Origin of the sequence: Paraburkholderia phenoliruptrix (genome assembly GCF_902859825.1) — a bacterium.
Taxonomy (GTDB): domain Bacteria; phylum Pseudomonadota; class Gammaproteobacteria; order Burkholderiales; family Burkholderiaceae; genus Paraburkholderia; species Paraburkholderia phenoliruptrix.
Window position 1 is genome coordinate 38,678 of sequence record NZ_CADIKB010000037.1, and the last position, 22,890, is coordinate 61,567.

18 protein-coding genes are annotated in these 22,890 nt (G+C 64.3%); all 18 read right to left on the reverse strand.

Annotation, left to right across the window (positions count from 1 at the left end):
• Positions 1 to 16: 16 nt before the first annotated feature.
• The 18 genes from HV711_RS26645 to HV711_RS26730 all read right to left on the reverse strand — a co-directional run bounded on the left by HV711_RS26645 (position 17) and on the right by HV711_RS26730 (position 22,501).
• Positions 17 to 787, reverse strand: coding sequence for an enoyl-CoA hydratase (locus tag HV711_RS26645; RefSeq protein WP_028361900.1), 771 nt, complete (start codon positions 785 to 787; stop codon positions 17 to 19).
• Between the two features lie 132 nt (positions 788 to 919).
• The gene (locus tag HV711_RS26650) at positions 920 to 2,119 is read right to left on the reverse strand and encodes an acetyl-CoA C-acyltransferase (protein WP_035484179.1); all 1,200 of its coding nucleotides are present in this window, start codon (positions 2,117 to 2,119) and stop codon (positions 920 to 922) included.
• 30 nt (positions 2,120 to 2,149) lie between these two features.
• Positions 2,150 to 4,585 (reverse strand): 3-hydroxyacyl-CoA dehydrogenase/enoyl-CoA hydratase family protein, encoded by a 2,436-nt coding sequence (locus HV711_RS26655; RefSeq protein WP_035484180.1) that lies wholly within the window; start codon positions 4,583 to 4,585, stop codon positions 2,150 to 2,152.
• A 114-nt stretch (positions 4,586 to 4,699) separates the two neighbouring features.
• Positions 4,700 to 6,487, reverse strand: a complete 1,788-nt coding sequence (locus HV711_RS26660) for an acyl-CoA dehydrogenase C-terminal domain-containing protein (RefSeq protein WP_035484182.1) — start codon at positions 6,485 to 6,487, stop codon at positions 4,700 to 4,702.
• 132 nt (positions 6,488 to 6,619) lie between these two features.
• The gene (locus HV711_RS26665) at positions 6,620 to 7,219 is read right to left on the reverse strand and encodes a TetR/AcrR family transcriptional regulator (protein ID WP_035484184.1); all 600 of its coding nucleotides are present in this window, start codon (positions 7,217 to 7,219) and stop codon (positions 6,620 to 6,622) included.
• 239 nt (positions 7,220 to 7,458) lie between these two features.
• Positions 7,459 to 8,718, reverse strand: coding sequence for a cardiolipin synthase ClsB (gene clsB, locus HV711_RS26670; protein ID WP_013587107.1), 1,260 nt, complete (start codon positions 8,716 to 8,718; stop codon positions 7,459 to 7,461).
• A complete protein-coding gene (gene nudB / locus HV711_RS26675; protein WP_035484199.1) occupies positions 8,715 to 9,200 on the reverse strand; it encodes a dihydroneopterin triphosphate diphosphatase in 486 nt (161 codons plus the stop codon). Before nudB ends, clsB begins: the two co-directional genes overlap by 4 nt.
• A 191-nt stretch (positions 9,201 to 9,391) precedes the next feature.
• Positions 9,392 to 11,191, reverse strand: coding sequence for an aspartate--tRNA ligase (gene aspS / locus HV711_RS26680; RefSeq protein ID WP_035484186.1), 1,800 nt, complete (start codon positions 11,189 to 11,191; stop codon positions 9,392 to 9,394).
• Between the two features lie 64 nt (positions 11,192 to 11,255).
• Entirely contained in the window at positions 11,256 to 11,909 is a 654-nt protein-coding gene (locus HV711_RS26685; protein WP_013587104.1) for a DUF502 domain-containing protein, read from the reverse strand.
• Positions 11,910 to 11,981: 72 nt separating this feature from the next.
• Positions 11,982 to 12,338 carry an FmdB family zinc ribbon protein gene (locus HV711_RS26690; protein ID WP_013587103.1) on the reverse strand — a complete coding sequence of 119 codons (357 nt, stop codon included), beginning with the start codon at positions 12,336 to 12,338 and terminating at the stop codon, positions 11,982 to 11,984.
• 208 nt (positions 12,339 to 12,546) lie between these two features.
• Positions 12,547 to 13,170 carry a methyltransferase domain-containing protein gene (locus HV711_RS26695; RefSeq protein WP_035484201.1) on the reverse strand — a complete coding sequence of 208 codons (624 nt, stop codon included), beginning with the start codon at positions 13,168 to 13,170 and terminating at the stop codon, positions 12,547 to 12,549.
• 22 nt (positions 13,171 to 13,192) lie between these two features.
• Positions 13,193 to 14,770, reverse strand: coding sequence for a ubiquinone biosynthesis regulatory protein kinase UbiB (gene ubiB / locus HV711_RS26700; protein ID WP_013587101.1), 1,578 nt, complete (start codon positions 14,768 to 14,770; stop codon positions 13,193 to 13,195).
• A 15-nt stretch (positions 14,771 to 14,785) separates the two neighbouring features.
• Positions 14,786 to 15,430 (reverse strand): ubiquinone biosynthesis accessory factor UbiJ, encoded by a 645-nt coding sequence (locus tag HV711_RS26705; protein ID WP_028361906.1) that lies wholly within the window; start codon positions 15,428 to 15,430, stop codon positions 14,786 to 14,788.
• Between the two features lie 191 nt (positions 15,431 to 15,621).
• Positions 15,622 to 16,614 carry a Tim44 domain-containing protein gene (locus HV711_RS26710; protein ID WP_035484189.1) on the reverse strand — a complete coding sequence of 331 codons (993 nt, stop codon included), beginning with the start codon at positions 16,612 to 16,614 and terminating at the stop codon, positions 15,622 to 15,624.
• 37 nt (positions 16,615 to 16,651) lie between these two features.
• A complete protein-coding gene (gene ubiE, locus HV711_RS26715) occupies positions 16,652 to 17,383 on the reverse strand; it encodes a bifunctional demethylmenaquinone methyltransferase/2-methoxy-6-polyprenyl-1,4-benzoquinol methylase UbiE (protein WP_015001595.1) in 732 nt (243 codons plus the stop codon).
• A 68-nt stretch (positions 17,384 to 17,451) separates the two neighbouring features.
• Positions 17,452 to 17,865: a gamma-butyrobetaine hydroxylase family protein gene (locus tag HV711_RS26720; RefSeq protein ID WP_013587097.1), complete on the reverse strand. Its 414-nt coding sequence runs from the start codon at positions 17,863 to 17,865 to the stop codon at positions 17,452 to 17,454.
• 78 nt (positions 17,866 to 17,943) lie between these two features.
• Entirely contained in the window at positions 17,944 to 18,372 is a 429-nt protein-coding gene (locus HV711_RS26725) for an HIT family protein (protein WP_013587096.1), read from the reverse strand.
• 34 nt (positions 18,373 to 18,406) lie between these two features.
• Positions 18,407 to 22,501, reverse strand: coding sequence for a DUF3683 domain-containing protein (locus tag HV711_RS26730; RefSeq protein WP_013587095.1), 4,095 nt, complete (start codon positions 22,499 to 22,501; stop codon positions 18,407 to 18,409).
• Positions 22,502 to 22,890: the final 389 nt, after the last annotated feature.

Sequence of the window (22,890 nt, forward strand, 5' to 3'; positions counted from 1 at the left end):
CAAGCCCCCGCCGCGCTCAGTCGAATTGCCGGAAGTCCGGCTTGCGCTTTTCGAAGAACGCCTTGAACGCTTCGCGCGCTTCCGGCGCGATCAGCATCTTGCCGAAGTGCACCGCCTCCTCGGACATCTGCGTCTGCAGTTCCTGATGGCTCGCGCGCTTCATCAGACTCTTGGTCACACGTAACGACGACGCCGGCAGCGCCGCGAGCTTCGCGGCTTGCGATGCCGCAAACGCGTCGACTTCGGAAGCCGGCAGCACGCGGTTCACAAAGCCCATGCGCTGTGCCTCGGCGGCGTCGAACGCCTCGCCGAGCAGCAGTTTTTCGGCGGCGGCCTGATAGCCGGCAACGCGTGGCAGCAGCAAACTCGACGCCGCCTCCGGACACAGCCCGAGCTGCGCGAACGGCAGCGAAAAGCTCGCCGAATCGGCGGCATAGACGAGATCGCAGTGCAGCAGCAGCGTCGTGCCGATGCCCACCGCCGGCCCCGCCACCGCGGCCACCAGCGGCTTGTCGGCGGAGCTGAGCGCGCGCAGGAACTGGAATACCGGCGCATTTTCGCCCATCGGCGGCGCCTTCATGAAGTCTTCGAGATCGTTGCCGGCGCTGAATATGCTCGCGCTGCCGCGAATCAGCATCGCGCGCACGGACGCGTCGCGTTGCGCCTCGACGAGCGTGTCGGCCATGGTCTGGTACATCGCGGCCGTGATCGCGTTTTTCTTGTCCGGCCGGTTGAAGGCGAGGGTCAGCACGCCGTTCGCGCACTCGACCAGAATATCCGTCGTCATTTGCGTCTCCTCGACTGCAGCAGACACTGCCGCAGAACTGCTGTCCGAATGGAAAAAACGGTTCGCAAGCGCGAGGCCTGCGAACCGTTCAGGCGCCTTGGCGGCGTGCCGCGTCCACCCAAGCGGGCCGTGTCACAGCCGCTCGATGATGCCCGCCGCGCCCATGCCGGTGCCGACGCACATCGTCACCATGCCGTACTTGTAGTTGCGGCGGCGCAGGCCGTGCACCACCGTCGATGCACGAATCGCGCCCGTCGCGCCGAGCGGGTGGCCGAGCGCGATCGCGCCGCCGAGCGGGTTGATCTTCGCCGGATCGAGACCGAGGTCCTGAATCACCGCGAGCGATTGTGCGGCGAACGCTTCGTTCAGCTCGATCCAGTCGAGGTCGTCCTGCTTGAGGCCCGCTGCCTTCAGCGCCGCCGGAATCGCTTCCTTCGGCCCGATGCCCATGATCTCGGGCGGCACGCCGCGCACCGCGAAGCTGACGAAGCGCGCGAGCGGCGTCAGGTTGAACTGCTTGAGCACCTTTTCGGATACGACGATCAGCGCGCCCGCGCCGTCCGACGTCTGCGAGCTGTTGCCGGCCGTCACCGAACCCTTGTTGGCGAACACTGTGCGCAGTTTGGCGAGGCCCTCGAGCGAGGTGTCGGCGCGCGGACCTTCGTCGAGCGACACCTCGCGCGTTTTCACGCGTACTTCGCCGGTGGCGAGGTCGGGAAAGCGCTCGGTGACCGTGTATGCGGCGATCTCGTCGCTGAACTCGCCGGCTTGCTGCGCGGCGATTGCGCGGCGGTGCGATTCGACGGAGAACGCGTCCTGCGCCTCACGGCTGATCTTCCAGCGCTCGGCGACTTTCTCGGCGGTCAGGCCCATACCGTAGGCAATGCCGACGTCTTCATTGCGATCGAAGATATGCGGCGACAGCGACGGCTTGTTGCCCATCATCGGCACCATGCTCATCGACTCGCAGCCGCCCGCGATCAGCGCGTCCGATTCACCGACGCGAATGCGGTCCGCGGCCATCGCGAGGGCCGTCAGCCCGGACGCGCAAAAGCGGTTCACCGTGACGCCGCCGACCGACTGCGGCAGCCCGGCCAGCAGCGCGCCCATACGCGCGACGTTCAGGCCCTGCTCCGCCTCGGGAATCGCGCAGCCGACAATGGCGTCTTCGATCACGTTGGTATCGAGTCCGGGCACTTGGCCCACGGCCGACCGGATCGCATGCACCAGCAGTTCGTCGGGGCGCGTGTTCTTGAACACGCCGCGCGGCGCCTTGCCGATCGGCGTACGGCTCGCGGCGACGATGTATGCGTCTTGCAATTGCTTGCTCATATGTTTCTCCAGAATGTCCGCGCGTCGCTGTTAGTTCCGCACCGGCTTGCCGGTTTGCAGCATGCCCATGATCCGTTCCTGCGTCTTCTGCGTGCCGAGCAGCTCGACGAACGCGCGGCGCTCCAGTTGCAGCAGCCATTCCTCGTCGACGAGACTGCCCGCTTCCACGTCGCCGCCGCACACCGCTTCCGCGATGCGGCTCGCGATCAGGAAATCGTGCTCGCTGATGAACCGGCCGTCGCGCATGTTGACGAGCGAGGCCTTGATGGTCGAGATCGCCGAACGCCCGGCGACCGGCACCTGCGTCACGCGCAGCGGCGGACGGTAGCCCGCGCCGGCAAGCGCGCGCGCTTCTTTCTTCGCGACGTCGAGCAGCTCGAACACGTTGAAGACAATCGTGTCCGACGGCTTCAGGTAGCCCATTGCGCGGGCGTCGAGCGCGGACGCCGAGACTTTTGCCATCGCCGCGTTTTCGAACGACTTTTGCAGGAACTTGAGCAGATCGTTGGTCGCGCCCACCTGCGTCGCCGCTTCCGCCGCGCGCAGCGCCGCTTCCTTCAGACCGCCGCCGGCCGGCACGAGACCCACGCCGACTTCCACGAGACCGATATAGCTTTCGATGTGCGCGACGCGCTTTGCACTATGCAGCAGCAGCTCGCAGCCGCCGCCGAGCGCAATGCCCGACACCGCCGCGACGACCGGCACGCTCGCGTACTTCACGCGCAGCATGCCCTGCTGGAATTTCTTGACGAACGGCTCGATACCCTTTGCGCCGCCCATCATGAACGCCGGCATCGCTTCTTCGAGATTCGCGCCCGCCGAGAACGGACCGCCCGGCGTGCCGAGCTTCAGCGACGTCGGCTGCCAGACGACGAGGCCCTTGAAGTCCTTCTCCGCCAGTTCGATGGCCTGCGTCAACCCGTCGATCACCGACGGCCCAATCGTGTTCATCTTGCTCTTGAACGACACGATCAGCACGTCGTTCTCGCCCGCGCGGTCGTCGACCCATGCGCGCACGGCGTCGGTCTCGAACAGCGTCTTGCCGTAGCTCTTCGGATCCGCAGCCGTTTCGCCGACGAGCGGCGCGCGGAACACCTGGCGGTCGTACACGCCGAGCGACGAGCGCGGCACGAACGTCTTCGAAGCCGGCGACCACGAGCCTTCGTTCGTATGCACGCCGCCCTTTTCGGCAACCGGGCCTTCGAGCACCCACGACGGCAGCGGCACGCTCGACAGCGCCTTGCCCGCCGCGATGTCTTCCTGCACCCATTCGGCGACCTGCTTCCAGCCGGCCGTCTGCCAGCCTTCGAACGGACCTTCGTTCCAGCCGAAGCCCCAGCGGATCGCGAGATCGACATCGCGCGCGTTATCGGCGATGGATTCCAGATGCACGCCGATGTAATGGAACACGTCGCGGAAAATCGCCCACAGGAACTGCGCCTGCGGGTGCTGCGACTCGCGCAGCAGCTTCAGGCGCTCTGCCGGCGGACGCTTCAGAATGCGGCCGACCAGTTCGTCCGCTTTCGCGCCGCTTTCCACGTACTCGCCCGTTTTCGGGTCGAGCACCTTGATCGCCTTGCCTTCCTTTTTGTAGAAGCCGCCGCCCGTTTTCTGGCCGAGCGCGCCTTTCTTCACGAGTTCGGCGAGCACGGCCGGCGTCTCGTAGACCGGGAAGAACGGATCGTCCTTCAGGTTGTCCTGCATCGTCTCGATGACGTGCGCCATCGTGTCGAGACCGACGACGTCCGCCGTGCGGAACGTGGCCGACTTCGCGCGGCCAAGACGCGAGCCGGTCAGGTCGTCGACTTCGTCGAAACGCAGGCCGAATTTCGCGGCTTCGGTGATCACCGCGAGAATCGAGAAAATGCCGACGCGATTCGCGATGAAGTTCGGCGTATCTTTTGCGCGCACGACGCCCTTGCCGACCACGCTCGTCAGGAACGTTTCCAGCTGATCGAGAATTTCCGGACGCGTGGCCGCGGTCGGAATCAGCTCGACCAGATGCATGTAGCGCGGCGGATTGAAGAAGTGCACGCCGCAAAAGCGCGCCTTCAGCTCATCCGCGAAACCTTGCGACAGTTCGGTGATCGACAGGCCCGACGTGTTGGTCGCGAAGATCGCGTTCGGCGCGATATGCGGCGAGACCTTCTTGTACAGGTCGTGCTTCCAGTCCATGCGCTCGGCGATCGCTTCGATCACGAGGTCGCATTCGGCGAGTTTTTCGATATCGTCGTCGTAATTCGCGGGCTGGATGTATTGCGCGTCGTCCTTCACGCCGAACGGCGCGGGCGACAGCTTCTTCAGATTGTCGATCGCCTTCAACGCGATGGCGTTCTTCGGGCCTTCCTTGGCCGGCAGATCAAAAAGAAGCACGGGCACCTTGGCGTTGATCAGGTGCGCGGCGATCTGCGCGCCCATCACGCCGGCGCCGAGCACGGCTACCTTGCGAATGATCAGATTGCTCACGTCGTTCCTCCGGGGAGTTATGCGGTGTCGCGAATGTGTCGACGGGTTCGCGATGAATGTGGCTTGCGAAAGCGCCGCGCGTGGCTGACCACGCGGCGCCTTGCGTGAGATGACCTAGAACAGCGCTTCTTCGATGTCCATCAGCGGCTTCGAACCGGCGCGCGCCTGACGGATGGTCATGGCGGTTTCGGGCAGCAGCTTCGCGAAGTAAAAGCGCGCGGTGGCGAGCTTCGCCTTGTAGAACGGATCGCCCGAGGCTTCCTTGTCAAGCGCGATGCGTGCCATGCGCGCCCAGAAGTACGAGAACACCAGGTGACCGACGGTACGCAGATACGGAACGGCCGCGGCGCCCACTTCGTCCGGGTTCTGCATGGCCTTCATGCCGATTTCCATCGTCAGCTTCTGGACCTTTTCGCCGATGTCGGCGAGCGGGTTGACGAACTCCTGCATTTCCGGCTTGATGCCTTCGGCTTCGACGAACTCGCTCACGAGCTTGCCGAACTTCTTCATCTTCGCGCCCATGTCGCCGAGAATCTTGCGGCCGAGCAGGTCGAGCGCCTGAATCGCGTTCGTGCCTTCGTAGATCATGTTGATGCGCGCGTCGCGCACATACTGCTCCATGCCCCACTCGGCGATGAAGCCATGGCCGCCGTAAATCTGCATGGCGTGATTCGTGCCTTCGAACGCGTTGTCCGAGAGGAACGCCTTCAGGATCGGCGTGAGGAGCGCGACGAGGTCGGCGGCTTCCTTGCGTACAGATTCATCCGCGTGCGACAGCTCCTTGTCGATATGCAGCGCTGACCAGTACGAGAATGCGCGCGCACCTTCGGCATACGCCTTTTGCGTGAGCAGCATGCGGCGCACGTCCGGATGCACGATGATCGGGTCGGCGGCTTTTTCCGGCGCCTTGGGGCCGGTCAGCGAGCGCATTTGCAGACGCTCTTTCGCATACGTGAGCGAGTTCTGATAGGCGACTTCCGTGAGCCCGAGGCTTTGCATGCCGACGCCGAGACGCGCGGCGTTCATCATCACGAACATCGCGTTCAGGCCTTTGTTCGGCTCGCCGACCATCCAGCCCTTCGCGTTGTCGAGATTGATCACGCAGGTCGCGTTGCCGTGAATGCCCATCTTGTGTTCGATGGAACCGCACTTCACGCCGTTGCGCTCGCCCGGCTCGCCGGCTTCGTTCGGAATGAACTTCGGCACGATGAAAAGCGAAATGCCCTTGGTGCCCTTGGGCGCATCCGGCAGGCGCGCGAGCACGAGGTGAACGATATTTTCCGCCAGATCGTGTTCGCCGCTCGAGATGAAAATCTTCGTGCCGCTGATCGAGTACGAGCCGTCGCCGTTCGGCTCGGCCTTCGTGCGCAGGATGCCGAGGTCGGTGCCGCAATGCGGCTCGGTCAGACACATGGTGCCGGTCCACACGCCGGAGACCAGCTTCGGCAGATAGCGCTGCTGCAACTCCGGCGTGCCGTGCGCGTGCAGGCACTCGTAGGCGCCGTGCGAGAGGCCCGGGTACATCGTCCACGCCTGATTCGCCGAGTTGAGCATTTCGTACAGCGCGTTATTGACGAACGCAGGCAGCCCCTGGCCGCCGTACTCCGGATCGCAACCGAGCGCGGGCCAGCCGGCTTCCACATACTGTTGATAGGCTTCCTTGAAGCCCTTCGGCGTGGTCACGACGCCGTCGCCGACGTACGTGCAGCCTTCCTGGTCGCCGCTGTGGTTCAGAGGAAACAGCACTTCGGAGCAGAACTTGCCGGCCTCTTCGAGCACGGCGTTGATCGTCTCGGCGTCGAGATCCGCGTGCTTCGGCATCTGCTTGATCTCGGCTTCGACGTTAAGCAGCTCGTGCAACACGAATTGCATGTCGCGCAGCGGCGCGGCGTACTGTCCCATGACTCTCTCCAAAGTTTGAACATGAAGCCAGGCCGTGAGCGCGAGGGCGTGATGCGGATCTCGTCTGTCGCTTCAGTGCTTAAGCACTGCGCGACGTTTGCCGCCGGATCTTGTGCAGTTCCGCGGCTTTCGCTAACGGCTTTCGCTTTGATACGAAACAATCAATTTTTCCAGCGCGGCCCACGTGAGGCGCACCGCCTCCGGCAGATGCAGGAAGCGCGCGTCGTGATGCAGACCGAGCGTGAAGCTGTACAGTTCGAAGAGCATCAAGTGCGGGTCGGTGTCCGCGCGCAGATGCCCTTCTTCCATTGCCTGCGAAATGGCGCGAGTGAGCGCCGCCCGCCACATCGTCACGCTCGACACCAGTTGTTCGCGCACCGGGTTATCTGCGCGGTCGTCGTACTCAACGGCGCCGCTGATGTAGATGCACCCGGTCGTGACTTCCTGTATGCGCTTTTCGATCCAGCGGGAAATCATGGCGCGCAAACGCGGCAGTCCGCGAGGTTCGCGCAAGCTCGGGAAGAACACCTCGTCTTCGAAACGACGGTGGTATTCGCGCACGACCTCGACCTGCAAGTCCTCGCGCGACCCGAAGTGCGCAAACACGCCGCTCTTGCTCATCTGCATGCGCTCGGCGAGAAGGCCGATCGTCAGACCCTCCAGTCCGTCGCGGCTTGCCAGGTCAAGTGCTGCATCGAGAATTGCGGCTCGCGTTTGTTCGCCTTTTCGCATAGTTTTTACCGTTCTAATGTGACCGAAACAAAAAATCGAACGGCCGTACTATTATTGAGTGGCGCCGTCCGCGAAACAAGGACTTTATTAGAAACCGGTTTCTAACCAGGTTTCAATTTTGGGGCATCTGGCAATCGGAGGAATCGGATTTTTTAGAGGGGTTCGCCTTAAGTCATGGCTTCTTCAGACGAAACCTTCGTTTGCTCTGCCGACATGTCTCTACGCATGCCCCGCCGACTCTAGTCGTAGCCGCCCACTGTCAGAAGCTTCATGGCGAGCCGGTAAGTCGTGTAGGCCAGCCAGTTGAGCAGGCGCTCGCCGGCCGGGCGCGCGTCGTAGTGGGCTTCGTCGATGCGCCGCGCGTCCTTGAAGGCGGCGAGCATCGCCTCACGCAGCGCGTCGATCGATGGATCGTTGACCAGCACGACGTTCGCTTCGTTGTTCAGCATCAGGCTGAGCGCGTCGAGGTTCGACGAGCCCACAGTCGCCCAGTTCGAGTCGACCACCGCAACCTTGCCGTGCAGCAGAGTTTTCTCGTACTCGGCGATCTGCACGCCCGCTCTCAGCAACGCGCGATAGAGGAAAGGCACGGCGTAATCGAGCGCCTTGAACTCCTTGCGGCCGATGATCAGCTTCACCACCACGCCGCGCCGCGCCGCATAGACGAGCGCGCGCCGCAGCTTGCGCCCCGGCATGAAGTACGGATTCGCGAGCAGCACCTCGCTGCGCGCCTGGCCGATCGCCGCGAGGTACGCCTTTTCGATGGCGCGGCGATTGATCAGGTTGTCGCGCGCGACGAACGCCACGCACGGCTGGCCGCCCGCCCACAGTTCCTCGTTGCGGCGCCGGCGGCGACGGCGCAGGCTGCCGAGCGAGGCCGTGGTCTTCGGGCTGAGATCCGGCTCGAGCGATTCGAGCGGTTTATGCCCGACGCGAATGCGCCGCCATTGCACCTCGAATGCCTGACGCACGTCGTTGACCACCGGGCCGCGCAACTCGACTGCAAAATCCCAGCGGCGGTACGGCAGCGTCTCGCCGTTGTTCTCGTAATCGTCGACGATATTAATGCCGCCGCAGTACGCGAACTGATCGTCGATCACGGCGAGCTTGCGATGCGTGCGCGAAAACCCGAAGCGCCCGAAGATGTGCGGGTTGTAGATGCGATGCTCGATGCCGGCGCCGACCCAATCGTTGAACATCGGCAGGCGCGCGGTGCCGACGCCGTCAGTGATCACGCGCACCCGCACGCCGCGCGCGGCCGCCCGCAGCAGCGCCGCGTTGACCATCTGTCCGGCATCGTCGTAGCAAAAAATATAGGTTTCGAGGACGACGTCGCGCTCCGCCGCATCCACACGCGCGACGAGCGCGCTGAAGAACTCGTCGCCGGAGCGCAGCAGCTCGACCTCGTTGCCGCTCGTGAAGCGGTAGCGCTGCCAGTAGCGGCGGCCGAGCAGCGATTGCCGCAGACGAGCGAAACGGCGTGCGCCGCCGACACTCATCGGCGAGACTCCGAACGCCCGCGCAGCCGCTTCGGCAACTGCAAAATCGCATCCGCATTCGACGAGGAATAGCAACGCGAGGCGGCCTCTTCATACGGCAGCCAGAGAAACGCCGTGTGCTCGCGCGGCGCGAGCGTGACTTCGAGCCGCTCGGGCACTTCCACGCTGAACCAGTGCTCGGTGTTGTGGATCACGCCTTCGGCGTAGCGATGCAGGAACTGCGGATAGATCTCGTATTCAATCGAGTATTGCCAGTCGAACAAGGCGCTTTGCGGCACCAGCGCGCCGCCGATCACGATGCCCGTCTCTTCGGCAACCTCGCGCATGGCCGTTTCCGCGAGCGGCTCGTCGAGCCTGTCCTTGGAGCCCGTCACCGACTGCCAGAAGCCCGGCATATCGGCGCGCTCGATCAGCAGCACCTCGAGCGAGGGCGTATGAATGACGACGAGTACGGACTGCGGGATCTTCGGCGGTTTCAGCATGGCGTAAAAACGATGCGCAACGCTTGCGCGATACATGTCGGCGAGTGGTCGAGGAAGGGTCGAACGTTGTTGCTTCGACTGTAACGCAAAAAACGAAAAAGGCGCCGGAGTTTCCCCCCGCACCTTCCTGGTTTTGCTTGCGCTGTCGTTTTCAGACAGCAGTCAGCGGCATCGAGCCGCCGCCGCAGCCGTTACGCCTTCGGCTCGGCCGCGCGCAGACGGATGTGCAACTCGCGCAACTGACGCTCGTCGACTTCGCTCGGCGCCTGCGTGAGCAGGTCTTGCGCGCGCTGCGTCTTCGGGAACGCGATCACATCGCGGATCGAATCGGCACCGGCCATCATCGTGACGATACGGTCGAGACCAAACGCGATGCCGCCGTGCGGAGGCGCGCCGTATTGCAGCGCATCGAGCAGGAAGCCGAACTTGGCCTGCGCTTCTTCCGCGTTGATCTTGAGCGCGCGGAACACCTTGCTCTGCACTTCCTCGCGATGGATACGCACCGAGCCGCCGCCGATTTCCCAGCCGTTCAGCACCATGTCGTAGGCCTTGGCGAGGCAGCGCGCCGGATCCGATTCCAGGTACTCGAGGTGCTCGTCCTTCGGGCTCGTGAACGGGTGATGCGCGGCGACGTAGCGGTTGTCTTCCTCGTCGTATTCGAACATCGGGAAGTCCACCACCCACAGCGGCTTCCAGCCGGACTCGACGAGACCGTTGGCCTTGCCGAACTCCGAGTGGCCGATCTTCAGACGCAGTGCGCCCAGACTGTCGTTCACCACCTTCGCGCGATCCGCGGCAAAGAAGATGATGTCGCCGTCTTGCGCGCCGGTGCGCTCGATGATCGCCTTGACCGCTTCGTCATGCAGGTTCTTGACGATCGGGCTTTGCAGACCGTCGCGGCCCTTCGCCACTTCGTTGACCTTGATCCACGCGAGGCCCTTCGCGCCGTAAATGCGCACGAATTCCGTGTAGCTGTCGATGTCGCCGCGCGAGAGCTCGCCGCCCTTCGGCACGCGGATCGCCGCAACGCGGCCGTCCTTCGTGTTGGCGGGCGCGCTGAATACCTTGAAGTCGACGTCCTTCACCGCGTCGGTCAGGTCGGTGAATTCGAGCTTCACGCGCAGGTCCGGCTTGTCCGAGCCGAAGCGGCGCATGGCTTCCGAGTACTCCATGACCGGGAACTTCGCGTCCAGCTCGACGCCGATGGTTTCCTTGAACACGTGGCGGATCATTGCCTCGAACAGATCGCGAATTTCCTGCTCCGAGAGGAACGAGGTTTCGCAGTCGATCTGCGTGAATTCCGGCTGACGGTCGGCCCGCAGGTCCTCGTCGCGGAAGCACTTGGTGATCTGGTAGTAGCGGTCGAAGTTCGCCACCATCAGCAGCTGCTTGAAGAGCTGCGGCGATTGCGGCAGCGCAAAGAACTGGCCGGGGTTGGTACGCGACGGCACGAGGTAGTCGCGCGCGCCTTCCGGCGTGCTCTTGGTGAGCATCGGCGTTTCGATGTCGATGAAACCGAGCGTATCGAGGTACTTGCGCACTTCGATTGCGACGCGGTAGCGCAGACGCAGGTTGTGCTGCATCTGCGGACGGCGCAGATCGAGCACGCGATGCGTGAGGCGCGTGGTTTCCGACAGGTTGTCGTCGTCGAGCTGGAACGGCGGCGTGATGGACGCGTTCAGCACGATCAGCTCATAGCACAGCACTTCGATCTTGCCGCTCTTGAGCGCCGCGTTCGTCGTGCCTTCCGGACGGCTGCGCACCACGCCCTTGATCTGCAGACAGAACTCGTTGCGCACGCCTTCGGCGGCTTTGAACATCTCCGCGCGGTCCGGGTCGCACACGACCTGGACGAGGCCTTCGCGGTCACGCAGGTCGATGAAGATAACGCCGCCATGGTCGCGGCGGCGGCTTACCCAGCCGCACAGCGAGACGGTTTGGCCCAGCAGTTCTTCGGTCACCAGACCGCAGTATTCAGATCTCATCGACATGATGTTTGACTTTCGTTTTGCATTGGTTGAACGGCGCGCCGCGATGGAGGCGGGCGCGCCGGCATTACAGCGGCGGCTCGACTGTCGTGCGGCGCAGCGGCGCCGCGGGCGCGGACGGCGCCACGACGCCCATCGAGACGATGTACTTGAGCGCGGCGTCGACCGTCATGTCGAGTTCGATCACTTCGCTCTTGGGCACTATCAGGAAGAAGCCGGACGTCGGATTCGGCGTGGTCGGCACGTACACGCTGACGTGGTCTTCTTTCAGGTGGTTGATCACGTCGCCGCCCGGAATGCCGGTCAGAAACGCAATCGTATAGCAGCCGCGGCGCGGGTATTCGATCAGGAGCGCCTTGCGAAACGCGTTGCCGCTGCTCGACAGCAGCGTGTCGGACACCTGCTTGACGCTCGTGTAGATCGGCCCCACTACGGGGATGTGCGCGACCACGAGCTCCCACCACTTCACGAGCTTTTGCCCGACGAAGTTCTGGGTCAGAAGCCCGACGACAAACACAAACGCCAGCGTGAGCACCGCGCCCAAGCCCGGCAGGCGAAAGCCGAACACGCGCTCCGGCTGCCAGGCGCTCGGCAGCAGCAACAGCGTCTGGTCCATCGTGCCGATGATGAGACCGAGCACCCACAGCGTGATGGCCAAAGGCACCAGCACCAGGAGGCCAGTCAGGAACACCGATTTGAGCGTCGTTTTTTTCGTCGTCATGTGTACCGCCAGAATGCCGCGCGGCGTGAAGAACGCGCGGCGTGTGCGCCGCCCGTGAAGGCGGCCGTGCTACTAGACGCTGCCGGAGCCGCTTGCCGCTGCTGCCGGCGCCGCGGCGGGCGCAGCCGGCGTGGCGGCCGCGGCCGTTTCCGGCTTGGCCGCGCCGTTGCCGGTGGACGCGCCCTTATCGGCACCATCACCAGCGCCATTCGCAGCGCCATTGGCGGGCGCACTCGTACCGCCGCTGCCGCCGCGAAAATCGGTGACGTACCAGCCGGAGCCCTTCAACTGGAAACCCGCGGCCGTGACCTGTTTCCGGAAAGTGTCTTTCCCGCATTCGGGACATTGCGTCAACTGGGGGTCGCTCATCTTCTGAAGGACGTCCTTCCCAAAGCCGCATGACTCGCAACGATAAGCGTAGATCGGCATGACCGTTTCCCTACTGAAATCTTGTAAACGCTTGCAAAGCCTTGAATTATAGCCGCAAACGGCAACGCTCCCCGGCATTTTGGGGATCGGCGCCCGACGCGACCGCCGTTGCGCTAAATGAGGGCGGGCGCGGCAAAAATCAAGGGGTGGGCAAGCGCTGGCCGCCAGGCGCGCGCTTCACGGCGCGAGCCACGGCAACGCCCGTCGTTCAGGCACGGCGACGCCACGTGAGCCAGCGCTCGCGCCCCGCAAAGACCGGGATCGAATCGCTGACGGGCTCCTCTTCGATCAGCTCGAAATGCGGCGTGAGCAACGCGTCGAGTTCGCCGCGCTCCATGCCGAACGGCGGCCCCTTGGACGTCGCGCCGATGAAAAAGAACCCGGCAAGGAGCGCGCCCGCCGGCAACAGCTCGGCCATGCGGCGCGCGTAGTCGCTGCGGCGCGCCGGCGGCAATGCGCAGAGAAACGCGCGCTCATAAATCCACGCGGGAGTGAACGGCGGCTCGTAACTGAAGAAATCCGCCTGCTCCACGAGCTGGGCGTGCTGTTCGCCCAACTGCGCCCGCGCAGCCGCAACCGCCGCAGGCGAAAAATCGATCGCGCGGACCGGGCTCCCACGGGCGGCCAGCCACGCGGCTTCGTACGCGCTGCCGCAGCCCGGAATCAGCACCGCCTCGCCGGCGTGACGCCCCGCAAACGCCTGAAACGCCGACGGCACGCCCGCCTGGTCCCACGGCGTGAAGTGACGCTCGAAACGCTCGTCCCAGAACGTCGGCGAGTTGGGATCGCGACTCTCGAATTCGGGCACCGGGGTTTGGGTCGGATCGCTCATCATTTGCCTCGCAAGCTGTGGATCAGGCGCCGTACGCGAGCGCGAGAAAGAGACGCGCCAGCGCCGCGCCGACACCCACCGCCACGCCGAACAGCAGCAAGCCCTGCAGCAGCCGGTTAGTGCGCTTCTGCTCGAGCAGGATCTGCCGGATCATGTCGTCGTTGCCGACGCGCCCGTGGTCATGACGCTCGGCCAGCACATGATGAATCAGGCGCGGCAACTGCGGCAGCGTCTTGCTCCACTGCGGCGCCTCGATCTTCAGCCGCTCGTACCAGCCGCGCAAGCCGATCTGCTCGTTCATCCAGCGTTCCAGATAGGGCTTAGCCGTTTTCCATAGATCCAATTCCGGATCGAGCGAACGGCCAAGCCCCTCCACGTTCAGCATGGTCTTTTGCAGCAGCACGAGCTGCGGCTGGATCTCGACATTGAAGCGGCGCGACGTCGAAAAAAGGCGCATCAGCACCTGACCGAGCGAAATGTCCTTCAGCGCGCGGTCGAAATACGGCTCGCATACCGCGCGAATGGCGCTTTCCAGTTCCTCGACGCGCGTGGTGGGCGGCACCCAGCCCGATTCCAGATGCAGCGTCGCGACGCGGTGGTAATCGCGCTTGAAAAACGCGAGGAAGTTCTGCGCGAGGTAGTTCTTGTCGAAGTCCGACAGCGCGCCGATGATGCCGAAGTCCAACGCGATATAGCGGCCGAAATGCGCCGGATCGAGGCTCACCTGAATGTTGCCCGGGTGCATGTCCGCGTGGAAAAAACCGTCCCGGAATACCTGGGTGAAGAAAATCTCGACGCCTTCGCGGGCCAGTTTCGGAATGTCGACACCGGCTGCGCGCAGCGTGTCGACCTGGCTGATCGGCACGCCGACCATGCGCTCCATGACGAGCACGGTGGGCGTGCAGAATTCCCAATACATTTCGGGCACGAGCAGCAGGTCGAGCCCGGCGAAGTTACGGCGCAACTGGCTGCCGTTGGCCGCCTCGCGCATCAGGTCGAGTTCGTCGTGCAGATACTTGTCGAACTCGGCGACCACCTCGCGCGGCTTCAGGCGCTTGCCGTCCGCCCAGAGCCGCTCGGCCCATACCGCGATGTCGCGCAGCAACGCGAGGTCGGAGTCGATCACCGGCAGCATGTTCGGGCGCAGCACCTTCACGGCGACGGCCTTGCCGGCATGCTGTCCTGCCTTCACGGTCGCGAAGTGCACCTGCGCGATCGACGCGCTTGCCACCGGCACCCGCTCGAAGTCGTCGAACAGCACGTCGACCGGCGCGCCGAGCGACTTCTCGACGAGCCCGATCGCCACCGCCGAATCGAACGGCGGCACCTGATCCTGCAGCTTCGCGAGTTCGTTGGCGATGTCGACCGGCAGCAGGTCGCGCCGGGTCGACAGCACCTGCCCGAACTTGACGAAGATCGGCCCCAGGCTTTCGAGTGCGAGACGCAACCGCACGCCCGGCGGCGCCTCGAACTTCCGGCCGATGGTCGTGATACGCAGCAGCATGCGCACGCGCCGGTCGTTGACGCGGCCGAGCATCATCTCGTCGAGACCGAAGCGGATTACGGTGAAGAAAATCTTGAGGAAACGCAGAAAGCGCATAGTTGTGCCCGGTGACTAGCGCGTGCCGCGCGACGTGGCGGCGCTGCCCGGCGCGGCGGCGCCGCGGGCTTCGACCTTCTGTTCAAGACGCTGGATGCGTTTTTCGACACGCGCGAGCGCGTCGCGCGCTTGCGCCAGTTCCGCGTTGAAGTCGCCAAGCGCGCTGCGACGCACGAGTTGCGGGTTCTCGTCCAGCAGATATTCGGTGGCCGTGTCGAGCAGATTGCGGCCGGTGCGTTGCACGTGTTCGCCGACCGTGCGCACGATCGACCCCACTCGCCACGCCGGCCCGTCGCCGATCAGCCTGGCCAGATCTTCTTCCGGCTCCCAGCGCAGGTGCTCCGCGAGTTTCGCGATGACGGTCGCGAATTCGGCGTCACCCTCGATCTTCACGTGCTTCATGACGGCCGCCTGGCCGCCCTGCACGAAGGCGGGCAAGGCGTCGGACGGCACCGAGAGCGTCACGTCGAACTGCTGCGTGTCGGTTTCGCCGATGGTGCCGAGATAGCCGTCCGGCTGCACGAGCAGCGTGAGCACGACGGGCGGCGACGACAGTCTGGCGGTCTTGCCCGCATAGGGAGCGAGGCGCTCGCGAGCCCACGATTCGCGGGCAAGCAGATGATTGACAGCGGCGACAAAAGGCTTGGCGGCGAGGGTCATTGAAAGTGGCAAGAAAAAACCCGCGCGAGCGACTGCCCGCGCGGGTTCCTATTGTAACGTCCGTTCGCTTCGCGGCCTGCTCGGCCGAACGGCTAACCGCGGCGCATGGTGAGCCGCCGCAAGAGAACGTCGAAGCGGCCTCGCAAGCTGCAGACGCCGGATCGCAACCGGCGCTGCATGCCCGCGCCGCTTTAGTGCTGCGCGACCTGCTGGATGCCGGCCAGCAGCCAGCCTTCGCCCGGACGGTTCGCCTTCGACAGGTTCCAGACTTCGACGAACGGCTCCGCCGCCGCGCCCGGCGCTTCCCGAATCAGGCCGGAGAAGCGCACGCTCGCGAAGTACTCGTTCGCGCGTTCTTCGACGCCGAGCAGATCGGCGTTCAGCTGCACGACGTCAGTCTGATTCTTCTCCGCGCCGCGCGAGGCCAGATCGACGCGCACCTCGGCGAACATTTCCGGCGTGGTGAACTCGCGGATGTCGTCGATATTGCCCACGTCCCACGCGGCCTGCAGGCGCACGAAATAGACCTTCGCGTTGCGCAGGAATGCGTCAGAATCGAAGCCGGCCGGCACGCTCGGCGTGGCGTTGACCGACGGCGTGGTGAGCGGATTGCCTTGCGGTTCGAGATACGAGCCCGTCGGCGGCGCCGTATAGCGCGGCTCCTGCGTGTAGCCGGCAGCGCCCGAATTCAGCGACGGCGAGTGACCGGCATAAGCCGGTTGCGACGCATCGCGTTTGCGGCCCATGAAGCGGCGAACGAGCCAGATGCCGATCATCGCGAGCACCGCAATCACGATGACGTTGGCCATGGCGCCCGCGAACGCGCCGCCCAGACCGAAGTGCGACAGCAGCGCGGCAATGCCGAGGCCGGCTGCAAGACCGGCAATCGGCCCGAGCCAGCGCGAGCGGTTGGGCTGGGCAGCCGGGGCGGGAGCCGGCGCGGGGGCCGGTTGCGCGCGCTGCTGCATGGCCGGATTGGTGGGCGCCGGCTGCGACGGCGCGGCCTGCTGCTGGACGGTATTCGACTGACGGCCGATGCTACGTCCACCGCCCATGCGGCGCGCTTCGGCGTCGAGCGACGCGACGGAGCCGGCGACGATCAGACCGACCATGGCGATCAGTCCGATTCTTCTCACCAGCGACCGCTTAACCTTACGGGGAGATAACAGCATTGAATCGGACATTTCGCACTTTCCTTTAAAAATCGACGGGTTGGAGACCCTAGTATTTGGTCCCCACATGTAAAGCTACCACGCCAGCTGACAAATTGTAATATTTGACGCCATCGAGACCCGCTTGTTCCATCATTGTTTTTAAAGTTTCCTGATCCGGATGCATGCGGATCGACTCCGCGAGGTAGCGATAGCTCTCCGCGTCTTTTGCAAAGCGCTCGCCAAGCCACGGCAGCACCTTGAACGAATAGACGTCGTAGGCCTTTTTCAGCGGATCCCACACCTTCGAAAATTCCAGCACCAGCAGGCGTCCGGCCGGCTTCAGCACCCGGCGCATTTCTGCCAGCGCGACATCCTTATGCGTCATGTTGCGCAAGCCGAATGCCACGGTGACCACGTCGAAGTAATTGTCCGGAAACGGAATTTTCTCGGCATCGCAGAGCAGCGCGGGCGTGATCACGCCCTTGTCGAGCAGCCGGTCGCGGCCCACGCGCAGCATGGACTCGTTGATGTCCGTGTGCCAGACCTCGCCGCTTTCGCCCGCCTGTTTCGCGAATGCCTTCGACAGGTCGCCCGTGCCGCCCGCGATGTCGAGCACCTTGTAGCCCGGCCGCACGTTGGCCTGGGCGATCGTGAACATCTTCCACGCCCGGTGCAACCCGCCCGACATCAGGTCGTTCATCAGGTCGTAGTTGGCGGCGACCGAGTGGAACACGCCCGCCACCTTCTGCGCCTTTTCCTGTTCGTCGACCGATTGAAAGCCGAAGTGGGTTTTGCTCATCGCGCTTGTCCTTTCCGCGTATTCTCAAATGTTGCGCCGCATCAGTGCGGCGGGCCTGGCGAATCGTATCAGTGACGGTGACCGTGCGCAGCGCCCGGCGGGGCCATCGGCGCGTCGCGATCGACGCCGGCCTTAGCGAGTTTGTCGAGATACGCGCGCCAGAGTTCATCCTGGCGCCGCGCCAGGTCGTAGAGCAGATCCCACGAATAGATGCCGGTGGAGTGTCCGTCCGAGAAAGTCGGCTGGATCGCGTAGTTGCCGACGCCCTCGATCATCGTGATGGTCACGTCGCGCTTGCCGGTTTGCAGCGTTTCCTGGCCGGGGCCGTGACCCTGCACTTCCGCCGACGGCGAATACACGCGCAGCAGTTCGAAGGGCAGCCGGTACGATTCGCCGCTTGCGTACTGCAATTCGAGCACACGCGACTTCGCATGCACGACGACGCCGCTCGGCACCGGAGTATCGGGAGTCAGTCCGCTCATGATGGCCTCAATATGAAAACGCCGCCGCGCCCGCATGCGCCCCGTGAGGCCATGGTGCGAAGCGGCGGTGATGGGCGCTCAGGCGAGCGCCTGTTCGATTTCCTGCCGCACCGCCTCGCGCAACAGCGTGGCTTGCGCGCGGCGCGACGACAGCATCGCTTCGGAAACCGTGCGCTGCCGCGGCGCCCAGATCGGCAGCGGAAAATGAGCGTCGTTCGAAAAACGCGGGATGACGTGCCAGTGCACGTGCGGCACCTGGTTGCCGAGGCTCGCGAGATTCACCTTGGCCGGCTGGAGAATGCGCCGCATGGCACGTTCGACCGCATACACGACCTTCATCACGCGATCGCGGCCCGCCGCGTCCAGATCCGAAAACTCCGCCACGTGCTCGTTCCAGATCACCCGGCAAAACCCCGGGTAATCGTGTTCGTCGGCGAGGACGACACGCAGCGTGTCGTCCTGCCACAGCACATCGCCGCCATCTTCACGGCAAAAAACGCAATCCATCGTCGTCCTCAGGCAAAAATCGTCAGTCGTGCCATTAAACCAGCACGCGCTCGATTCCGCCATTGTTCGCACGCTGCACGTAGTCGACCATCCAGTCTTCGCCGAGCACATGGCGCGCCATCTCGACGACGATGTAATCCGCCTCGATGCCCGCGTCTTCGTTGTAGCGCGACAGGCCTTGCAGGCACGACGGGCAGCTCGTGAGAATCTTCACGTCGGTCGCGCCCTTCGGCTGCGGACCGTCGCCGGCCTTCAGCACCGAACCGTTCGCCGCACCGGCCGCGCCGGCCGATGCATTGGCCGGGTTGATCGCGTTCGCACCCGCTTCGGCGACGAGCGGTATGCCGCGCAATTTCGCCGCACCCTTGCGGATTTCCTCTTCCTTGCGAAAGCGCACTTGCGTCGAAATGTCTGGACGTGTGACCGCGAGCGTGCCCGACTCGCCGCAGCAGCGATCGTTCTTCTCGATCTTGTAGCCGTCTTTTTCCGAGCCCATCAGCGAATTGACGAGCTTGACCGGGTCCATCGTCTTGATCGGCGTGTGGCACGGGTCGTGGTACATGTAGCGCGTGCCCGTGACGCCGTCGAGCTTCATGCCTTTTTCGAGCAGGAACTCGTGAATGTCGATGATCCGGCAACCCGGGAAAATCTTGTCGAATTCATAACCGGCGAGCTGGTCGTAGCACGTGCCGCACGACACCACCACCGTCTTGATGTCGAGATAGTTCAGCGTGTTGGCGACGCGATGGAACAGCACGCGGTTGTCCGTGACGATCTGCTCGGCCTTGTCGTACTGGCCGGAGCCGCGCTGCGGATAGCCACAGCACAGATAACCCGGCGGCAGCACCGTTTGCACGCCTGCTTCCCACAGCATCGCCTGGGTCGCGAGACCGACCTGCGAAAAGAGCCGCTCGGAGCCGCAGCCGGGGAAGTAGAACACCGCTTCCGTGTCGGCCGTGGTCGTCTTCGGATTGCGGATGATCGGGACAATCTTGTTGTCCTCGATGTCGAGCAGCGCGCGCGCGGTTTTCTTCGGCAGATTGCCCGGCATCTTCTTGTTCATGAAGTGGATCACCTGCTCGGTGACCGGCGGCTTGCCGACGGTAGCGGGCGGATGCGCCGTCTGCTTCTTCACGAACTTCTTGAGCACCTCGTTGCCGAGGCGCTGCGCCTTGTAGCCGATGCCCATCATCGCGGTGCGCGCGAGGTTGATGGTCTGCGGATTCGTCGCGTTGAGGAAGAACATGCCGGCCGCGTTGCCCGGATTGAACTTCTTCTTGCCCATCTTGCGCAGCAGGTTGCGCATGTTCATGGTCACGTCGCCGAAGTCGATCTTCACCGGACACGGCGTCACGCATTTGTGACAGACGGTGCAGTGATCGGCGACGTCGCCGAATTCGTCCCAGTGCTTGATGGACACGCCGCGGCGCGTCTGCTCTTCGTACAGGAACGCCTCGACCAGCAGCGAGGTCGCGAGAATCTTGTTGCGCGGGCTGTACAGCAGGTTCGCGCGCGGCACGTGCGTCGCGCACACCGGCTTGCACTTGCCGCAGCGCAGGCAATCTTTGATCGACTCGGAAATCGCGCCGATGTCGCTCTGCTGCATGATCAGCGATTCGTAGCCCATGAGGCCGAAGCTCGGCGTGTAGGCATTGCGCAGATCGGCGCCTTCCAGCAGCTTGCCCGCGTTGAAGCGGCCGTGCGGATCCACGCGCTGCTTGTATTTGCGGAATTCGCCGATTTCGTCGTCGGTCAGGAATTCGAGCTTGGTGATGCCGATGCCGTGCTCGCCGGAGATCACGCCGTCGAGCGAACGCGCCAGCTTCATGATGCGCGCGACCGCCTTGTGGGCGTCCTGCAGCATCTCGTAGTTGTCGGAATTGACCGGCAGGTTGGTGTGCACGTTGCCGTCGCCCGCGTGCATGTGCAGCGCGACGAACACGCGGCCGCGCAGCACCTGCTTGTGGATGGCCTGAGCTTCGTCGAGGATCGGCTTGAACTCGCCGCCGTTGAAGATCTGGCGCAGCTCCGCGCGGATTTCCTGCTTCCACGACACGCGGATCGTGCGGTCCTGCGTGACATGGAACACGGTCGCGTCCGGCTGCGCGTCCACGCGGTCCGCGAACTTCTCGGCGAGCGCCTCGTAGCCGAGGCCGACCAGATAGTGCTGCGCCTCGCGCAGCGACAGGTCCAGCTTGTCGCGCAGAAACTCCCAGCGCGTGCGCACGCGCTTGAGCAGATCCAGCGCCTGTTGCACGCGGTCTTCGAGCAGCTCGGCGCTCGGGATTTCGTTGGCGTCGTCGCTCTTGCCGAGCGGCAGCTTGCCGCCCTTGAAAAACGCCTCCAGCGCGTCGACGAGCTGCAGCTTGTTCTTGATCGACAGCTCGATGTTGATGCGCTCGATGCCGTCCGTGTACTCGCCCATGCGGTCGAGCGGAATCACCACGTCTTCGTTGATCTTGAACGCGTTGGTGTGCTTCGCGATGGCTGCCGTGCGGCTGCGGTCGAGCCAGAAGCGCTTGCGCGCCTCGGCGCTCACCGCCACGAAGCCCTCGCCGCTCTTGCCGTTGGCCATGCGCACCACTTCGGACGTGGCCTGCGCCACGGCGTCCGCATCGTTGCCGACAATGTCGCCGATCAGCACCATCTTCGGAAACGCGTTGCGCTTGCTCTTCGTCGCATAGCCGACCGCGCGCAGGTAACGCTCGTCGAGGTGTTCGAGGCCGGCGAGAATCGCGCCGCCCTGCTTCGACGTTTCAAACAGGTAGTCCTTGATTTCGACGATGCTCGGAATCGCCTCGCGCGCCTGGCCGAAGAATTCCAGACAGACGGTGCGCGTGTGCGCCGGCATCTTGTGCAGCACCCAGCGCGCGGACGTGATGAGACCGTCGCAACCTTCCTTCTGCACGCCCGGCAGGCCGGCGAGGAATTTATCCGTGACGTCCTTGCCGAGGCCCTCCTTGCGGAACACGCGGCCCTTGATGTCGAGCGACTCCGTGCGCAGCAGCTTCTCGCCCGGCGCATAGTTGCCGTCGAACCATTTCAGCTCGAAGCGCGCCACCTCCACGTCGTGAATCTTGCCGAGGTTATGCGCAAGACGCGTGACTTCCAGCCAGTTGCCTTCCGGATCGACCATGCGCCACCAGGCGAGGTTGTCGAGCGCCGTGCCCCACAGCACCGCCTTCTTGCCGCCCGCGTTCATCGCGACGTTGCCGCCCACGCAGGAGGCGTCGAGCGAAGTCGGGTCGACGGCGAACACGAAGCCGGCCTGCTCGGCCGCCTCGGTCACGCGCCGCGTGACGACGCCCGCGCCGGAGAAAATAGTCGGCACCTTGCGGTCGACGCCCGGCAGTTCGGTCATTTCCACCGCGCCCAGTTGCTCGAGCTTTTCCGTGTTGATGACGGCGGAGAACGGCGTCAGCGGCACGGCGCCGCCGGTGTAGCCGGTGCCGCCGCCGCGCGGAATCACGGTCAGTCCAAGCTCGAAACACGCCTTGATCATGCCGGCGATCTCCGCCTCGGTATCCGGCGTCAGCACGACGAACGGGTACTCCACGCGCCAGTCGGTCGCGTCGGTCACATGCGAAACGCGCGACAAACCGTCGAACTTGATGTTGTCCTTTTGCGTGACGCGGCCGAGCACTTTCGTCGCGCGGCGGCGCAGATCGTAAGTCTTCTGGAACTCGCTTTCGAATTCGTCGACGGCACGACGCGCGGCCTGCACCAGCGTTTCGACGCGCGCGGCACGTTCGACGCCCGCTTCGTCGCCGTGTTCGGTCAGATCGGCGCGGCGGCGCTTCTCGATTTCCGACAGACGGTGATGCAGCGCCTCGATCAGCATCGCCCGGCGCTTGGGGTTGTCGAGCAGATCGTCCTGCAGGTAAGGATTGCGGCGCACCACCCAGATGTCGCCGAGCACTTCATAGAGCATGCGCGCCGAGCGGCCGGTGCGGCGCTCCGCGCGCAGTTCGGCCAGCACCGCCCATGCGTCGTCGCCGAGCAGACGGATGACGATTTCACGGTCGGAAAACGACGTGTAGTTATAGGGAATTTCGCGCAGGCGCGCTTCAGGATCGGCGGCGACCGCGGCGGCGGCTCCGTGCGGATCGAAAACTTGAGGTGCGTTCATGTGTGGACGACTCGGTGGATCAGCCCGGCGCGCTCATGGCGAGGCGACGGCTGACGGTGCGCGTGGGGCGCAATGCTTGGAAATCTTCTTGGAGCGAAGCGCCACCGACGGCCTACCCACGTCGGTCGCTTCGCGGCGCTCAGATACTGCTACACGATCGTGCGTGGCGGACGTGACGCTCCGCCGCGGGGCACGACTCACGCGGGACGGGCATCAAGTGGGCGATCCGAGGCTGCCAGTGCATCTTCCGATCCTTATTCCAAAATGGAATTCTACCGCATCGGCCCGCGAGGCGTTGACGGCCGGAATCCGAGCGGCGCCGCGGCGGACGATACCCCGCCCGCGCCGCGAGGGCCGCCGGGCGGCGCCGGTGCGGCGCCGGTGCGGCG